The organism is Anaerobacillus sp. CMMVII (genome assembly GCF_025377685.1).
In the GTDB taxonomy this organism is placed as follows: Bacteria; Bacillota; Bacilli; order Bacillales; family Anaerobacillaceae; genus Anaerobacillus.
Map to the genome: position 1 here is coordinate 419,798 of NZ_JACEHK010000001.1, position 15,366 is coordinate 435,163.

Sequence of the window (15,366 nt, forward strand, 5' to 3'; positions counted from 1 at the left end):
ATCATTTTTGTTGAAAATTGACCCTTTAAATAGCACTGAAAGAGACAACTATAAACTTTTGATAGGTACGATTGTTCCACGACCGATTGCGTTTATTACGACGCTTTCCGAGGAAGATGTTTTAAATGCTGCACCGTTTAGTTATTTTAACATTGTTGCGGCTAATCCTCCGTTGATTTCCGTCTCAATTCAGCGTTCTAGTGGGAGACAAAAGGATACAGCTAGAAATATCCTTGCGAAAAAAGAGTTTGTTGTACACGTTGTTGATCAAGAGAATGTTGAACAGGTAAACCAAACATCAGCTAATCTTCCGCCTGATGAGAGTGAAACTGAGCTAGCGAATTTGACCCCAGTAGCAAGTACGAAATACTAGTTCCGGGAGTAAAGAAGCTAAGGTCAGGTTGGAGTGCCGCTTAGAGCAAGTCCTTGAATTAGGAGAAAGTAACGATGTTAGCTGTGATTTTATCATTGGTCGAGTTGTGCAATTTCACATTAACGAGGAGATTTACCAGAACGGGATGATTGATACGAACAGCTTAGGTGCAGTTAGTCGCTTAGCTGGTAATGATTATGCAAAAAATGGTGAGATTTTTAGCCTGAAAAGACCTGGAGGGAGCTAAATAAATGAAACATATTTTTCAAAAAGGTACAGATGAAACAAAACCAACCTTACTCTTACTTCACGGGACAGGGGGGAATGAGCAAGATTTGTTGCCACTAGCACCGATGATCGACAAAGAATGTTCGGTCTTAAGTGTTCGAGGGCAACGTGCTTGAAAATGGGATGCCTCGATTTTTTCGTCGTTTGGCAGAAGGTGTCTTCGATGAGGAGGATTTGATCTTCCGTACGAAGGAATTACATGAGTTTCTTGATGAAGCAGCTGGAAAATATGGATTTGACCGCAATAATATACTTGCGATTGGTTATTCAAATGGTGCAAATATTGCTGCGAGCTTATTATTCCATTTTCAGCACTCGCTGAAAGCGGCGATCCTGCACCATCCGATGGTTCCACGTAGAGGGATAAATCTACCTGATCTATCAGGAAAGTCAATTTTATTGGTGCTGGGACAAATGATCCGATTTGTACCCCAGAGGAATCGGTGGAATTACAGTCATTACTTGAAAAAGCAAACGCAAATGTCGAACTACATTGGGAAAATCGCGGACATCAACTGACGAGAGAAGAAGTCGATGCGGCTGCCCAGTGGTATCGCAGAATTTAACTATAATGGAGGAACATATGAAAAACGATATTGGAGCACTTATTTTACGAGTAACATTAGGAATTATTTTTTTAAGCCATGGGTTAGTGAAGTTTCAAGGTGGGATTGAGAATATCGCTGGTTGGTTTGAGAGCATTGGCTTACCTGGCTTTATGGCCTACGGTGTTGGGCTTCTTGAAGTCATTGGCGGAATAGCTTTAATTGTTGGACTTGGGACGAGGGTGATTTCAGGACTATTTGCACTATTATTACTAGGAGCGATTATTAAAGTGAAATTTGCCGCGGGCTTCCTTGACGGCTATGCCTATGACGTTGTATTACTAGCGATTGCTATTCACCTATCACTAAATGGAGCGAGGTTTTTCTCTTTATATCAATCGTTCTTTGCGAAAAATAATGATATCAATATTAATAGCTAAACCTGAGGCTGACGCTTCCTGTCAGCCTTATTCCCATTTTACATGGAACTGATCACTGTCTTCTAATATGAAATCAATTTTTTGACCAAAGATCTTGATTAAACCTTTCTCAATTTGTTTTCTCGTTTGTTCATTTGGGTCAGCTACGTAAAAAATAATTGTATTATTTTTGTCTCTACCAATTCCTTCAATGCCATACATAATTAACTGCTCATATTCAAAAAACAATCGGTTTTTTTTTATATCCTCTTCTTTTTCCTTTTCATAGAAGCTGTGTTCACAACCGCAAAGTAAAAGGATAGGGAGTAAAAAAATAATTAGAGTCCGCATCATGATTCACCATCCAATTGTAGTATGCTTAGAAAATAGGGTATTATGAATTTACCAAAATTATGGTTGGGTGGAAACTATGAAAAGCATTGTTGGTAGACGAATTATTAAAACAGGGATTTCAGTTTTTATAACGGCGGTCATTTGTAACAAGTTAGAGTTACCAGTTGAGTTTGCTGTTATTGCAGCAATAGTAACAATTGAACCAACAGCTTCTGACTCAATTCGAAAGGGGCTAATCCGTTTTCCAGCCTCAGCGATTGGCGCAGGTTTAGCGGTAATTTTTGTTTACTTATGGGGACCGACTGCATTAACGTTCACATTAGCAGCACTTTTAACCATTTTTTTATGCCAAAAATTGAAGCTGCATGACGGGATCCTAGTAGCCACACTCACAGCAGTTGCTATGGTACCGGATATCCATGACCACCATTTCCTGACGTTTGCCTCAAGATTGGGTACGACGTTTATTGGTTTAACTGTTTCGTCGTTAATTAACTTTTTTATCCTACCACCTAAATTTACACCTTTAATTAGGGAGAAGCTCGGACCAAATTTCACACTGGCAAGTAAGGTTTTAGCTGAAACAATTGAATTCATTTTTTCTATCCAACAGCGGCAAGCGATTACTCCATCAAGTAATTACTTGAAGTTACGGCAATCAACAGAGAAAATAAGCGAGCTATTAACGTTTCAAGAGCGTGAATGGAAATACCATAAAATTAAATTAAGTGAATTTCGCCAATTTAATAAATTGAAAAAAACGAACATTATCATGCAAAAAATCCTGCTTCACTTAGGTAATTTACATTATGTCAATGAGCCTGCGAACTTTACAACCGAGGAAAGAAAGCTAGTTAGTGACGTGGTAAACTCATTTCGAGAGATCTTAGTGAATTCTTCTCATGTAAGTGGAGATAATTATTCTGTTCTAGTTCATGAGCTAGATACTTATTTAAAGGATGAAGCTAATAAACTAACGATTTCTAGTCATTTTGTACATCACTTTACGCCTAAACGGATTGTCTATTTTGAACTGTTGTCAATCAATGACTGTTTAGAGGAACTACAGGGATTATACAAAATGAATCGATATAAAGTTAATCAAACGTTTGATTAACTTTATAGATTAGGGGCTTTATTGAATTAAAGCCTCTTGTTTGGTATTATCTATATATTGTGAAAAATGGTAGGATAGTGACTAAATTTTGGAGGTGGAAGGATGGCTCGAATTACAAAAGATCAGGTAAAACATGTGGCTCACTTAGCGCGCCTCTCGGTATCAGAGGAGGAAGTAGAACTTTTTACAGAGCAACTAGATGCAATTATTGGGTTTGCAGAGCAGCTCAATGAATTAGATACAACAGGTGTTGAACCAACAACACATGTCTTAGACGTGAAAAACGTACTTAGAGACGATGTTGTCAAAGAATCGTTAAAAAGAGAAGATGCTTTAAAAAATGCACCAGATCAACTTGATGGACAAGTGAAGGTTCCATCGATTTTAGAGTAAAGGAGGTTTTTTCGTTGTCATTAATTGAACAAAGTGTCCAAGCTATACATAAACAGCTTCGTGAAAAGGAAATTACAGTTTCTGAGTTAGTCGATGCATCGTACAAACGAATTGCCCAGGTCGATGACAAGGTAAAAGCATTTCTAAGCCTAGATGAAGAAAATGCTCGCAGCTACGCCCAGCAACTTGATGAAGCATTGGTCGGAAAAGTAGAAAAAGGTCTTTTATATGGGCTTCCAATCGGGATTAAAGATAATATTGTGACCAAAGGGTTACGTACGACTTGTGCAAGTAAACTACTAGAAAACTTCGAGCCTGTCCATGATGCAACAGTGATGGGGAAAATTCGTTCCTCAGAAGCAGTCATGATCGGTAAGTTAAATATGGACGAGTTTGCGATGGGTTCTTCCACGGAGAATTCGGGTTATTTCCGTACGAGAAACCCTTGGAACCTTGACCATGTTCCTGGTGGCTCGAGCGGTGGTTCAGCTGCATCGGTAGCAGCTGGAGAAGTCTTATTTTCACTTGGATCGGATACAGGGGGATCAATCCGCCAGCCTGCTTCATATTGTGGAGTTGTTGGCCTAAAACCGACCTATGGACGAGTTTCACGATTTGGCTTAGTAGCATTTGCTTCATCTCTTGATCAAATTGGCCCAATTACAAGGTCTGTTCAGGATAATGCCTATTTAATGCAAGTCATCTCGGGCTACGACAAAATGGATTCCACAAGTGCGAACGTTGATGTTCCTGACTATTTATCGAGTCTAACGGGTGATATCCAAGGCTTGAAAATAGCGGTACCAAAGGAGTACTTAGCTGAAGGTGTCAATGAAGATGTAAAAACGAAAGTTTTAGAGGCATTAAAAGTCTTAGAAGGTTTAGGAGCAACGTGGGAGGAAGTGTCGCTGCCGCATTCAAAGTACGCTGTTGCAACTTATTATTTACTTTCTTCTTCAGAGGCGTCTGCGAACCTCTCTCGTTTTGACGGTGTACGTTATGGTGTCCGTTCTGATAATGGTACTAATTTAATTGAAATGTATAAAGAGACGCGTAGCGCAGGTTTTGGTGATGAAGTGAAGCGTCGGATTATGCTTGGAACGTTCGCCTTAAGCTCTGGCTACTATGATGCATATTATAAAAAAGCGCAGCAAGTGCGGACCTTAATCAAAAAGGACTTTGACGACGTCTTAGAAAAATATGATGTCATCATTGGTCCAACAGCACCAACGACAGCTTTTAAAATTGGCGAGAAGACTAAAGATCCGCTTACAATGTATGCAAATGATATTTTAACAATCCCTGTAAACCTAGCAGGTGTTCCAGCTATATCAGTTCCTTGTGGACTTTCAAATGGCTTACCTGTTGGCTTACAGATTATCGGAAAACACTTTGATGAGTCTACGGTGTACCGTGTTGCCCACGCATTTGAGCAGGCGACAGAGCACCATCAGGCGAAACCAGAATTGTAAGGGGGGACCAGGATGAACTTTGAAACGGTTATTGGATTAGAAGTCCACGTTGAACTTAAGACGAATACGAAAATCTTTTGCGGTTGTTCGACAGAGTTTGGCGCGCCGCCAAACAGTCAAACATGCCCTATTTGTTTAGGTCACCCAGGTGTGTTACCGGTGTTAAACAAACAAGCAGTAGAATTTGGAATGAAGGCTTCCATGGCCCTAAACTGTGAGATTGCCTCAATCACGAAATTCGATCGGAAAAATTACTTTTATCCAGATAGCCCAAAGGCATATCAAATCTCTCAATTTGATAAACCGATCGGCGAGCATGGCTGGATCGATATTGAAGTGAACGGGGAGAAAAAACGAATTGGGATTACCCGCATTCATTTAGAGGAAGATGCAGGGAAATTGACACATTCAGAGAATGGTGATTATTCGTTAGTAGACTATAATCGTGTCGGAACGCCATTGATTGAAATTGTATCTGAACCAGATATTCGGACACCTGAAGAGGCTTATGCTTATTTAGAGAAACTCAAGGCAATTTTGCAGTATACTGAGGTTTCTGACTGCCGTATGGAGGAAGGCTCACTTCGTTGTGACGCCAACGTATCCATCCGTCCAGTAGGGCAAGAAGAGTTCGGGACAAAAGCGGAAATTAAAAACTTAAACTCCTTTGCTCATGTTAGAAGTGGCTTAGCGTATGAAGAAATTCGTCAAGCAGAGGTCATTACTGCTGGTGGAGAAATACAGCAAGAAACACGCCGCTGGGATGATAGTAAAAAAGAAACGATTCTGATGAGGGTAAAAGAAGGTTCAGAAGATTATCGGTACTTCCCAGACCCTGACTTAGTAGACTACCACATTGATAATGAGTGGAAGGAACGAGTGAGAGCAACGATTCCAGAGCTTCCTGATGCTCGTCAAGCTCGTTATATGAGTGAATTAGGGTTATCAAGCTATGATGCAGGGGTATTGACGCAATCTAAAGCGATGGCTGATTTTTTTGAAAGTGGCTTAACTTTTAACGCTCCTCCTAAGCTGCTCGCGAACTGGTTAATGGGTGAAGTTAATGCCTATTTAAAAACAGCTGACAAAGAAATTGGTGATGTACCATTAACACCTGAAGCGTTAGCAAAAATGATTGCTCTAATTGAAAAAGGAACGATTTCTAATAAAATTGCAAAAGACGTATTTAAGGAGCTAATCGAAAAAGGCGGCGATCCTGAAACAATTGTGAAGGAAAAAGGCTTAGTTCAAATTTCTGATGAAGGCGAAATTCGTAAGATGATCATCGGTATTCTTGATCAAAATCAACCTTCCATTGATGATTTCAAAGCTGGAAAAGATAAAGCAATTGGCTTCTTAGTCGGACAAGTTATGAAAGCCTCAAAAGGCAAAGCAAACCCGCAGCTCGTCAATCGAATTCTATTAGAAGAAATTAAAACAAGATAAGAAAGAAAAGTGAAAGAAGGGGTCTGACCCCCAGCGCTTTAAAGCTTTACTGCGCCGGGGGTCAGACCCCTTTTTACACTGTCCCCTTTTCATCTGAATTTAAATCGGTTAAAATAGGGATGTACATGTTAAATGTTGGAATTCACTTTACGAAACTAAAGGGGACGTTTTTATGAAACGGGCACGTTTAATTTATAATCCTTCATCTGGTAGGGAGCAAGTTAAGCGACAATTACCATACATACTAGAACGACTAGAAACTGTAGGATACGAAACTTCCACGCATGCAACCACAGGTAAAGACTGTGCAAAACGGGCAGCCAGGTTAGCGGCAGAACGTGGTTTTGATCTTGTTATCGCGGCTGGTGGGGACGGTACGATAAATGAAGTTGTTAACGGATTGGGCGAATTACCATATAGACCGAAATTAGGGATTATTCCTGCTGGAACAACTAATGATTTTGCTCGGGCCATTGAAGTCCCGCGGACCATTGAGGCAGCTTGCGATGTCATTTGCAATGGCTTTGAAATGCCAATTGACATTGGTAAGGTTGGTGACCAATATTTTATCAATATTGCCGGTGGTGGTACTTTGACGGAGCTTACCTATGAAGTACCTAGCAAACTAAAGACAATGATTGGACAGCTTGCCTACTATGCCAAGGGGATTGAGAAGCTTCCAAAAATTCATCCGGTTAATGTTAGAATTGAATACGATGGCAGGCTTTTTGAAGGTGAAATTATGCTTTTCCTCGTTTCCAATACAAACTCAGTTGGAGGTTTTGAAAAGCTAGCACCTAAAGCATTATTAAACGACGGTATGTTTGATTTAATTATTCTAAAGAAGATAAACTTAGCAGACTTCGTCAGAGTTGCTAGTCATGCAGTTCGGGGTGAACATATGAATGACCCTTCGATTATCTACGCTCAAGCAACCAGGATCAAAGTGTATGTAGACGAAGTTGTCCATTTAAATTTAGATGGAGAATATGGCGGCATGCTTCCAGGCGAGTTTGTTAATTTAAGACATCATTTACAGATGCTTGTTCCCCAAAAACAAATGATGAAATACCTAGATATCTAACTTTCAGTGGGGTCTGACCCCCAGCACGGTAAAGCTTTACTGCGCTGGGGGTCAGACCCTCTTTAATACTCTTTAATATTTGAGACCCTTTAACAATACATCCAATTGCAATTACGCTATAATTACAAATGGTAGTTGTGATACGTAGCGAAGTTGCGTCAAAACTCATATTTTCTAAATTGATAGAAGAAGTAGAGAGAATAAAAACCAATAAAGGAGTTTGATTTTGTGCCATTAATGATCATTGTTTTTCTTTTAATATATATCCTTCTTTGTTTTTATGTGGCTTTCAATGGATGGGTTTGGCTTAAAAAGTCTTATGGTTTTAAGTATAAAAAAACATATTTCATTTTTATGTTTTTCATTTCAATTTCTTTTTTCTTAAGTCACTTGTATCATATACAAATCGTTACGTGGATAGGGTTTATCTGGCTTATAGTATTTGGGTATAGTTTGGTTCTACTCCCTATAATAAATTTGGTTTATTACTTAAGTAAAAAAAGAGGCGTGAAATGGTTTGGTTATTCGGTCATTATCTTTTTCTTAATTTTCCTAGTCTATGGCTCTTATAATATGTGGTATCCAGTCGTCGTTAGTTACGATGTTGAAATCCAAAAAGAGACTGAAATGGATGAGTTGAAAATTCTGCTGGTATCAGATATTCATATAAGTGAAACGATCAAAAATAGTTTTATCGATCGCCTGATTAAACTTTCGAGAGAGGTTGAGCCTGATATTATTTTCATAGCGGGCGATGTATTAGACAATAGTATTGATCCTTATTTAAAGCATAACATTGGAGAAATTTTATCTGGCTTAACAGCTCCTATGGGTGTCTATGCTGTTCTAGGTAATCATGAATATTATGGTCGAGACATTCCGTTATTTATCGAGGAAATGAATGAGATTAATGTACAAGTCCTAGTAGATGACGTTATTAATTTAGACGATCTCTTTTATATCATAGGGAGAAAAGATTATTCAGATCGAGAGAGGGAAAGCATTGATATACTCACAGCTTCCTTAAATAAAGATAAGCCAATATTCTTAATCGATCATCAGCCAAGAGAGTTTGATGAAATAAGTGCTGCTGGAGTTGACCTAATGGTCTCCGGCCACACACATAAAGGTCAGGTGTTTCCTGGGAATTTAATTACACAAGCCATTTATGAAAATCATTATGGTCACTATCAAAAAGAAAATCTTCATACCGTAGTCTCATCAGGCTTCGGAATCTGGGGACCTCCATTTCGAGTCGGCAGTAGATCAGAAGTGGTTGAGATAAACGTGAAATTCGTTAATTAAAAAAGGAAAAAAGAGGTCTTAAAAAAGGGGTCTGACCCCCAGCGCTGTAAAGCTTTAACGCGCCGGGGGTCAGACCCCTTCTTTTTCCTTCTTTTTTTTCTTCTTTTTTCTATTTAGGTAACCCGGGTGGATAGTAATATGGGGGTACTTTTATCCAGCCTCGTTTTCGAAGTAGTGTTTTTGTAGTAGCTCCAAAGGTTAACATTTCGGTATAAAATTCTAACCACATTAGTCCTACATCAGTTCTTATTGATTGTGAATTAGCCATTGCGCACTCCACAGCAGCCATTGCAATTTTCAAAGATACTCCATTTGCAATTTCATTATCGGTTAATTTAGCACCGAGTGGGATTTCGTCTGGTTCTGATAAAGGTTTTTTATCAGGGACGGGTGGTAACGGAACTCCCTCTTTTATCATGAAATCAGATTCATGAAATCAGATAATCTTTGCGACTGACTTTCACATATTTTTTTGGCATCTATCAGTAATTCTTTAACTTCATTGTCAGTAGTTGTGTTAAGGCCCACTTCTTCATATCTTATCGCCTCATCGATCATTGCAAGGTAAGTCCAAATACTCATCACTTCTCCAACATGTAAGGGAGATTTAGGTTCTTTATCAACTAATGTTTTTAAAGTATTCCATACAGCTTCAAAAGGATTAGACATTTTCTTTCACCTCCTACCTCTCTTAGCATTTCAAAAGTGTGTAAAATTTAATCCTATTTAAGTAAAAAATATCCAAAAGTTAAATCATAATATTAAAAATATCAGATATTTAGTTGGTATTTTATGTTAATATATTAGAATGAAGTAGTAATTTGTTCTAATAAGATCTGGAGGTATTATGTTGCTAAGAAAATTTACTTTTATAGGTTTAAGGTTGCTTGCAGTTTATATATTTTTACAGGCGTTACTGCACTTAGCGAGAGTTATTAATTTTTACGTGCTACCTGTTTTTTACGAGAATTTAGTTACAGAGCAAGAAGCTTGGATTAATGTTCTTCTTAATATTGCCCCGTTTCTGGTCTTGCTAGTGTTTAGTATTGTTCTCTGGTTATTTGCTGATAGATTTACTAGTTTCTTTATATTAGACGAGGATCAGGATTATGATGTAAAGAAATTACAAATGGACACCAACGCATTTCAAGTAATTGCTTTTTCTGTAATTGGACTTTTTATGATTGTACATACACTCCCACAATTTTTTATGTTGATTCCGACCTGGCTACAATTAAACGAGGTCGGTGAACATATACATCCTAGTTATAAATATGAATTGTGGTTTGGAGTTACTGAGAAAGTAGTTCGGTTAATGTTAGGGGTGGGATTACTGTTAGGTAGCAGAGGGCTTGCAGGATTATTGAGAAAAATTAGGGAGATTTAGGTATTAAACCTGAATTGAAACATAGCAGGGAGGATAACATGAAGCAAGCCATTGGCATTATCGTTTGTTTATTGCTGCTCGTTGTATCTGGGTGTACGGACAAAGAGGCAGACGGGTCATCAAAAGAAGTAATTGCAAAGCCATTGACACTTGAACAAAAGATGGTGGCATCTGAACAAACTGAACTGTCTGAGATCCACAAAGATTTACTATTAAAAATTGAGGAGATTGGCATTTCTCAAATAAGCATTTATAAATCAGTTGCACATGGAATGATTGGACAAACACTGCTAAATGAAATTACTAACAGCCAGGATCACTTGAAGGTGATCGAGGCCTTGAAAACTTCAGAGCTAATACCTGGTATTTTAAATACATCAACACCTCACTATGATTTTATATTTCTGTTAAATAACAATGAGACTTATGCTTTTCATTTTTGGTTGACATCCGGAGAAAAAGTCATGTACATGGATGTTAAGGATACAAGTACTGGTTACACAATCTCCATAGAATTTGCAGAGTTTCTTCTTACATTGACTAATTAAATCTAAATATTGGAGGTGTAATAATGATCACTATTTTTTCATTGCTTCCGATAATTTTGTTTTTTGGAGCGTTGTGTTTTGTAATTTTTGTATTCGTTATGTTCACTAATTTGCTGAAACAAAGAAATCAATATTTGAAGGAAATACGCGACGAGCTAAGAAATATCAATAGTAGAGAAACGATCAAATAACATCCAAGGAGGAAAAAATGAGTTTGCCAATTTGGATTGCCATTTTTTTAGCTTTATTTTCTGTTAGTTTTAATAAAACTGTTAGAGAAACATTTACAAAGTTGGTAGGAAGAAAGAATAGGTAATTGGGGTGAAATCATGAACTGGTTACTACTGATATTAGGTGTAGTATTCTTGCTAATAGTAGTTAAAATCATAGCTGAATTGGAGAAGGTTAAACCAGCAACTATGGCAAATGAAATAAAGAAAAATACGATTATGCTTCCATTCGGAATCATACTTTTGCTTTTAATAATCTTTATCCCATATCAAGTTTGGATCTTATTCGGAAGCCCGGTCGGTTGGGAAATTCTTTATATTTTCGGTATTTCTATTTTCTTAACTTTATGTCTTTGTTTCGGGTACTACTATCGAATAAAAACACGACATCAAAGTGAATCTCATAGAATAATAAACTGAGACTAGAATTTGGGATATTCTCAGTTTTATTTAGTGTTGGAACACTAAACCAAGGAACTATCATCATCGCAACTAAGAATAACTTCCACCTACTTCAATCCACACCCCTTTTTCCACAGTCTTGGTAATCACAAAAAAAAATTAATTTACTAGTCAGGTTTTTGGATATTTACGTTAAAATTTTAATCAGTACCAGCAGGAAGGGGGATATGAATGCCTTACTTTGAACGGATATTAAAGCTATCAAAACAGCTATTTGGATTAGCAGGATTTTTATTCATACTGACGTTTGTTTCATTTATAAGGAGCAATTTTGATGAAGTCCTTATTTATAACTACACAAATGACATCTGGGGAACAATCATGACAGTTTCATTTTTTCTTTTAGCACTAGTTTCAATCGTTTTGGGTATTGCTTTGCGATATGTTGCTCAGGATGTGAGAGATTATCTTAAATATGAAAAAAATAATTAGTCTGAGCCAATATTCAGCGTATAACGAACGTCAAAGAGTGTATTTATGTAATACTCTCTTTTTGCATTTGAGTAATATCATAATTACCTTATCCGAGCTATATCAATCTAAACTTAGTTGGAAATGGTCTTAACGGAACTACATCTAAAAATAATTAAAAAAATTTTTAGATGTAAAAACTTTTTCGTAGTTACGCAGGTATATAGAGTGAATGAAGCGATTGGAAAAAAGAAAGGGGTGGAAGTCTTGAACGATCAAGAAATTATTAAACAAATTCAGAATGGCAGTAAAAGTGCCTTTCGAGAGTTATATGATCTGTATTTTGATTATGCAATGCGTTCAGCAACGGTTGTGATGAACAGAAATGCGGCTCACGCTGGGGATGCGGTTCAAGAAACGTTTATCCGTGTTTATCAAAACATCCATTTATATCAATCAGACCGTCCGTTTAAACCGTGGTTTTATAAAATACTTCTTAATGAATGTAATCGTATCTTGAAAAAGAACTCGAAGGTAATTAGTGTTGCTGAGATCATTGAACAAACACATAATGATCAACAACTTGAAGAATATGAAGATTTGTATCAAGCGATTCAGGCTCTAGAACCACATAACCGGACACCAATTGTCTTGAAATATCTAAATGGCTTTAAAGAACAAGAGATCGCCGATATTTTAGAGGAAAATCTCAACACGATTAAATCAAGACTCTTCAAGGGAAGGCAGAAACTCAAAACTTTTTTAGAGGCAAAAGAGGAGGCGAACTAGATGGAAGACAAAAATGTGGATAGAGAAATTACAGCAAGTTTGCTAAACAATACAGATGGTGTTTCTAGGGAGAAAGAAGATATTTGGAACCAAATTGAGACGAAATTAGCACTAAAAACGGTGGAAAAGGAAATGAAAGTAACACCAATGAATAGCAGAAAAACACCTAAACAAAGGAAATCAAAAGGTTGGTTAACAGGAACGATTGCTGCGGCAGTTTTATTAGGGGTTTTCGGAACAACAACAGATACAGGTCAAGCATTCGTTTCTAACCTTCGTGAATACTTTGCGCCAGAAAAGCAAGTAGTCGAAGAGATTGAAGGGATGCCAGAAGAAAAAGAAGTCGTATTAAAAGAAGGAACAGCAGGCTACATCATTTATATTGATGAAGAAAATTATCGCATGATCCAAGAGAATGGCCTCGATAAAATCGTCTTTAACCAGGAATTAGATGAACGTTATCCAGATGTATCGATGACAATCAAGCAAGTAGCAGACAAGGCACCAGAAGAAATAGCTGCGGAATATCATCGAGAACTGCAAGAAACTTTTGCGACAGTTGAAGAGATTACTAAGGTCACTGAACCAGTTGATGGGCTTTTAGTTTCAGCAATTGATGGTCATGAATGGAACAGTCTAGTCACTAAGGTTTACATTGTTTCAAATGAAAAAGAAGGTAGCTTCGTCATCCAACAAAACTATTTTCTTGAAGCTTCCGAGGGCCACGGAGCTAGATTTCAGCATATGTTAAAAGAGTTTCAAATTGTTGAAATAGACGCTGAATAACTGAAATTAACATGAGATCCATTTAGGGTCTCTTTTTTTTGTGGGTTGCAAAGGAATAAGATATTTAATAGCGAAATCTAAATTAAAGGGATAGGAGAAAATGGATGGAAACGAACCAACCAAGAAGTTAACAAGGATCAACCTTTGAAAGGTTATCTTCAAAGGCAAACAGTTCTGAGGAAAATTAATCAAATGTTTGATTAAAAGTTGACCGAAACCTTTAGGAACGTTGATATATAACATTTTTATCACCAAAAATAAATCCTAAGGAGTAATTAAAATGATTCATATCCTGTTTGGTAAATCCCCTTCGGGAGGGTTGAAATACGCGTTAGAGCATTTAGGGAGTGATGGAGAAGATACGATCATTTCTTTTGATGACATGTTCTCCATCGGACCGATCTGGAAGTTGCATGATGGAGAAGGAGAAGTACGTAGGTTTGATTGGTTAAAAAATAGCAAGACGAACGACAATTACCAAGAATATAAATCAGAATTTCAAGAGACGTCCAATCAAATAAAGCTAATTCCGGATGGAACACTGGTTACCATCTGGACAGCTGATAACGCTCATGAGCAAACGGGTCTCCGTTACGTACTTCGTCTTTTAAAAGATAAGGATGTTGAGCTTATTATAATCAATACGACAGATGCACATAACGAATTTTTTCAGAAAAAGAATAGCAAGCAGACGATACTACATACAGGTGAAGTATCCCCTGAGAAGCTGCATGTTCTATATAAACAAATGAAGCAAGCATCACCTCTTTCTCAGCAAGAACGTGAGGATCTTGAAGAAGAATGGCTGGCACTTTCAGAGTCAAAGGAAAATCTACGAATTTGGAGAAATGGTAGGATAGTAAGTGTATCTGAAAGCCATTTTGACGAATTAATCATATACAGGGCAAAAAAGTTACGTAGTAAACAAAAGGTGAATGAATATACGAATTCAGTGCGACTTATCGGCGAAGTGTTCGGACATTTAGATCAATATGTTGGTGATGCTTTCTTAGAGTATCGTCTTAGAAAATTGATCGAGGCAGGGATATTTGATGTCGAAGGTAGTCTGAAGTCAATGAGATACTATAGTGTAAAGCTGAAGCAATAGTCGGCTAGGGAGGCGATTTATTTGAAAAGTAAGTTTGTAGTTGAAATTCCAACCTATTCAGAAGGAGACTCGTCATTTCCAAAGCCAGTAACTGGTAACTACGATTATTGGGTACCGATACTTAGCTACTTTTTAGAAGAGTCGGACATGATAGAAATTCATTGTTGGAACGAGGAGGCTGAGACCATTAAAGAAGTAAAATCGCTTCATAAAGGATTGGAACTAGCTTCAAAGGGGCACCTGACTATTATAAAGGGAAGTAAAACAGATGCCATCACTGATTATTTGTTAAATAACCATTTATCTAATCGTGGAGATTTCAAATGGTTCACCGTAAATCTAATAAAGGAATATCAGCCTCTATTTCATTCAGGCCACTGGGGAACGCAATTTTTTGCAGAGGCGGTAACGGAAGAAGAGATCGCTTTTATTACAAGTGTTTTGCCAGAGGAGTCAAACCTACTCCAATACTAGATGAATTGTTTCAAAGTACAAATGCTAGGGTAAAGACCTGAACAAGCCTTTATAATAGAAACTACTATAAGGAGTTGTTACTAGTGCTTTGGACAATCTTTTGTATCCTTTTAATTATGTGGATTTTAGGTTTCGTATCAGGAAACGTATTGGGTGGCTTTTTACACCTTCTCCTAATTATTGCAGTAGCATTGGTCTTAATTAGAGTGATCCAGGGGCGGAGACCTTTTGATTAGAAAAAAATTATAAAATTTCAACGTAATAACTGTCTAGCGCAAGCAGCCCAGCCCCTCGAGGTCAAATAAGCTTGTTCATTAAATGCTACCTCTTTGGTACAGTGGACCCTCGAGGCAAAGCTGCATGTAGTAACTCTTG

Annotated in this window: 19 protein-coding genes and 2 pseudogenes; 18 read left to right on the top strand and 3 right to left on the bottom strand. The window is 37.6% G+C overall.

Features of this window, described 5'->3' with window-relative positions:
* Positions 1-7: 7 nt before the first annotated feature.
* The 3 genes and pseudogenes from H1D32_RS02255 (at position 8) to H1D32_RS02265 (ending at position 1,646) form a co-directional block, all read left to right on the top strand.
* Positions 8-620: pseudogene (locus H1D32_RS02255) on the top strand (flavin reductase family protein).
* A 4-nt stretch (positions 621-624) separates the two neighbouring features.
* Positions 625-1,227, top strand: a pseudogene (locus tag H1D32_RS02260) (alpha/beta hydrolase).
* A 17-nt stretch (positions 1,228-1,244) separates the two neighbouring features.
* Positions 1,245-1,646, top strand: a complete 402-nt coding sequence (locus tag H1D32_RS02265; protein ID WP_261176532.1) for a DoxX family protein — start codon at positions 1,245-1,247, stop codon at positions 1,644-1,646.
* Positions 1,647-1,673: 27 nt separating this feature from the next.
* Here the strand turns inward: H1D32_RS02265 and H1D32_RS02270 are convergent, their stop codons facing one another.
* The gene (locus H1D32_RS02270) at positions 1,674-1,979 is read right to left on the bottom strand and encodes a hypothetical protein (RefSeq protein ID WP_261176533.1); all 306 of its coding nucleotides are present in this window, start codon (positions 1,977-1,979) and stop codon (positions 1,674-1,676) included.
* A gap of 76 nt (positions 1,980-2,055) precedes the next feature.
* On the opposite strand from H1D32_RS02270, the gene H1D32_RS02275 reads away from it, so the two are divergent.
* The 6 genes from H1D32_RS02275 (at position 2,056) to H1D32_RS02300 (ending at position 8,796) form a co-directional block, all read left to right on the top strand.
* Positions 2,056-3,096: an FUSC family protein gene (locus H1D32_RS02275; protein ID WP_261176534.1), complete on the top strand. Its 1,041-nt coding sequence runs from the start codon at positions 2,056-2,058 to the stop codon at positions 3,094-3,096.
* 102 nt (positions 3,097-3,198) lie between these two features.
* Positions 3,199-3,489 carry an Asp-tRNA(Asn)/Glu-tRNA(Gln) amidotransferase subunit GatC gene (gene gatC / locus H1D32_RS02280; RefSeq protein WP_261176535.1) on the top strand — a complete coding sequence of 97 codons (291 nt, stop codon included), beginning with the start codon at positions 3,199-3,201 and terminating at the stop codon, positions 3,487-3,489.
* Positions 3,490-3,503: 14 nt separating this feature from the next.
* Positions 3,504-4,961 (top strand): Asp-tRNA(Asn)/Glu-tRNA(Gln) amidotransferase subunit GatA, encoded by a 1,458-nt coding sequence (gatA, locus tag H1D32_RS02285; RefSeq protein WP_261176536.1) that lies wholly within the window; start codon positions 3,504-3,506, stop codon positions 4,959-4,961.
* A 12-nt stretch (positions 4,962-4,973) separates the two neighbouring features.
* On the top strand, positions 4,974-6,407 hold the full coding sequence (gene gatB / locus H1D32_RS02290) for an Asp-tRNA(Asn)/Glu-tRNA(Gln) amidotransferase subunit GatB (protein WP_261176537.1): 1,434 nt from the start codon (positions 4,974-4,976) through the stop codon (positions 6,405-6,407).
* A gap of 172 nt (positions 6,408-6,579) precedes the next feature.
* The gene (locus H1D32_RS02295; protein WP_261176538.1) at positions 6,580-7,491 is read left to right on the top strand and encodes a diacylglycerol kinase; all 912 of its coding nucleotides are present in this window, start codon (positions 6,580-6,582) and stop codon (positions 7,489-7,491) included.
* Between the two features lie 507 nt (positions 7,492-7,998).
* Positions 7,999-8,796, top strand: a complete 798-nt coding sequence (locus H1D32_RS02300; protein ID WP_261176539.1) for a metallophosphoesterase — start codon at positions 7,999-8,001, stop codon at positions 8,794-8,796.
* 109 nt (positions 8,797-8,905) lie between these two features.
* Here H1D32_RS02300 and H1D32_RS02305 read toward each other — a convergent pair whose 3' ends face one another.
* Together H1D32_RS02305 and H1D32_RS02310 are read right to left on the bottom strand one after the other, a co-directional pair.
* Entirely contained in the window at positions 8,906-9,214 is a 309-nt protein-coding gene (locus H1D32_RS02305; protein ID WP_261176540.1) for a DUF3231 family protein, read from the bottom strand.
* On the bottom strand, positions 9,211-9,465 hold the full coding sequence (locus tag H1D32_RS02310) for a YvdQ family spore coat protein (RefSeq protein WP_261176541.1): 255 nt from the start codon (positions 9,463-9,465) through the stop codon (positions 9,211-9,213). Before H1D32_RS02310 ends, H1D32_RS02305 begins: the two co-directional genes overlap by 4 nt.
* A 178-nt stretch (positions 9,466-9,643) precedes the next feature.
* On the opposite strand from H1D32_RS02310, the gene H1D32_RS02315 reads away from it, so the two are divergent.
* The 9 genes from H1D32_RS02315 (at position 9,644) to H1D32_RS02355 (ending at position 15,227) form a co-directional block, all read left to right on the top strand.
* Positions 9,644-10,183 (top strand): hypothetical protein, encoded by a 540-nt coding sequence (locus H1D32_RS02315; protein WP_261176542.1) that lies wholly within the window; start codon positions 9,644-9,646, stop codon positions 10,181-10,183.
* Between the two features lie 38 nt (positions 10,184-10,221).
* Entirely contained in the window at positions 10,222-10,731 is a 510-nt protein-coding gene (locus H1D32_RS02320) for a YhfM domain-containing protein (protein ID WP_261176543.1), read from the top strand.
* A gap of 329 nt (positions 10,732-11,060) precedes the next feature.
* On the top strand, positions 11,061-11,381 hold the full coding sequence (locus tag H1D32_RS02325; protein ID WP_261176544.1) for a hypothetical protein: 321 nt from the start codon (positions 11,061-11,063) through the stop codon (positions 11,379-11,381).
* A gap of 213 nt (positions 11,382-11,594) precedes the next feature.
* A complete protein-coding gene (locus H1D32_RS02330; protein ID WP_261176545.1) occupies positions 11,595-11,855 on the top strand; it encodes a hypothetical protein in 261 nt (86 codons plus the stop codon).
* A gap of 237 nt (positions 11,856-12,092) precedes the next feature.
* Complete coding sequence (locus H1D32_RS02335) at positions 12,093-12,623, top strand: RNA polymerase sigma factor (protein ID WP_396126138.1); 531 nt, start codon at positions 12,093-12,095, stop codon at positions 12,621-12,623.
* The gene (locus tag H1D32_RS02340; RefSeq protein WP_261176547.1) at positions 12,624-13,409 is read left to right on the top strand and encodes a hypothetical protein; all 786 of its coding nucleotides are present in this window, start codon (positions 12,624-12,626) and stop codon (positions 13,407-13,409) included.
* Positions 13,410-13,689: 280 nt separating this feature from the next.
* Positions 13,690-14,517, top strand: coding sequence for a DUF1835 domain-containing protein (locus H1D32_RS02345; protein WP_261176548.1), 828 nt, complete (start codon positions 13,690-13,692; stop codon positions 14,515-14,517).
* Positions 14,518-14,538: 21 nt separating this feature from the next.
* On the top strand, positions 14,539-14,991 hold the full coding sequence (locus tag H1D32_RS02350; RefSeq protein ID WP_261176549.1) for a hypothetical protein: 453 nt from the start codon (positions 14,539-14,541) through the stop codon (positions 14,989-14,991).
* An 83-nt stretch (positions 14,992-15,074) separates the two neighbouring features.
* Positions 15,075-15,227 carry a lmo0937 family membrane protein gene (locus H1D32_RS02355; RefSeq protein WP_261176550.1) on the top strand — a complete coding sequence of 51 codons (153 nt, stop codon included), beginning with the start codon at positions 15,075-15,077 and terminating at the stop codon, positions 15,225-15,227.
* Positions 15,228-15,366: the final 139 nt, after the last annotated feature.

Bases quoted from the DNA above. Each gene is read 5' to 3' on its own strand.
- H1D32_RS02265 (WP_261176532.1), top strand. From the start codon at position 1,245: ATGAAAAACGATATTGGAGCACTTATTTTACGAGTAACATTAGGAATT.
- H1D32_RS02270 (WP_261176533.1), bottom strand. From the start codon at position 1,979: ATGATGCGGACTCTAATTATTTTTTTACTCCCTATCCTTTTACTTTGC.
- H1D32_RS02275 (WP_261176534.1), top strand. From the start codon at position 2,056: ATGAAAAGCATTGTTGGTAGACGAATTATTAAAACAGGGATTTCAGTT.
- gatC (WP_261176535.1), top strand. From the start codon at position 3,199: ATGGCTCGAATTACAAAAGATCAGGTAAAACATGTGGCTCACTTAGCG.
- gatB (WP_261176537.1), top strand. From the start codon at position 4,974: ATGAACTTTGAAACGGTTATTGGATTAGAAGTCCACGTTGAACTTAAG.
- H1D32_RS02295 (WP_261176538.1), top strand. From the start codon at position 6,580: ATGAAACGGGCACGTTTAATTTATAATCCTTCATCTGGTAGGGAGCAA.
- H1D32_RS02305 (WP_261176540.1), bottom strand. From the start codon at position 9,214: ATGATAAAAGAGGGAGTTCCGTTACCACCCGTCCCTGATAAAAAACCT.
- H1D32_RS02310 (WP_261176541.1), bottom strand. From the start codon at position 9,465: ATGTCTAATCCTTTTGAAGCTGTATGGAATACTTTAAAAACATTAGTT.
- H1D32_RS02315 (WP_261176542.1), top strand. From the start codon at position 9,644: ATGTTGCTAAGAAAATTTACTTTTATAGGTTTAAGGTTGCTTGCAGTT.
- H1D32_RS02320 (WP_261176543.1), top strand. From the start codon at position 10,222: ATGAAGCAAGCCATTGGCATTATCGTTTGTTTATTGCTGCTCGTTGTA.
- H1D32_RS02325 (WP_261176544.1), top strand. From the start codon at position 11,061: ATGAACTGGTTACTACTGATATTAGGTGTAGTATTCTTGCTAATAGTA.
- H1D32_RS02330 (WP_261176545.1), top strand. From the start codon at position 11,595: ATGCCTTACTTTGAACGGATATTAAAGCTATCAAAACAGCTATTTGGA.
- H1D32_RS02340 (WP_261176547.1), top strand. From the start codon at position 12,624: ATGGAAGACAAAAATGTGGATAGAGAAATTACAGCAAGTTTGCTAAAC.
- H1D32_RS02345 (WP_261176548.1), top strand. From the start codon at position 13,690: ATGATTCATATCCTGTTTGGTAAATCCCCTTCGGGAGGGTTGAAATAC.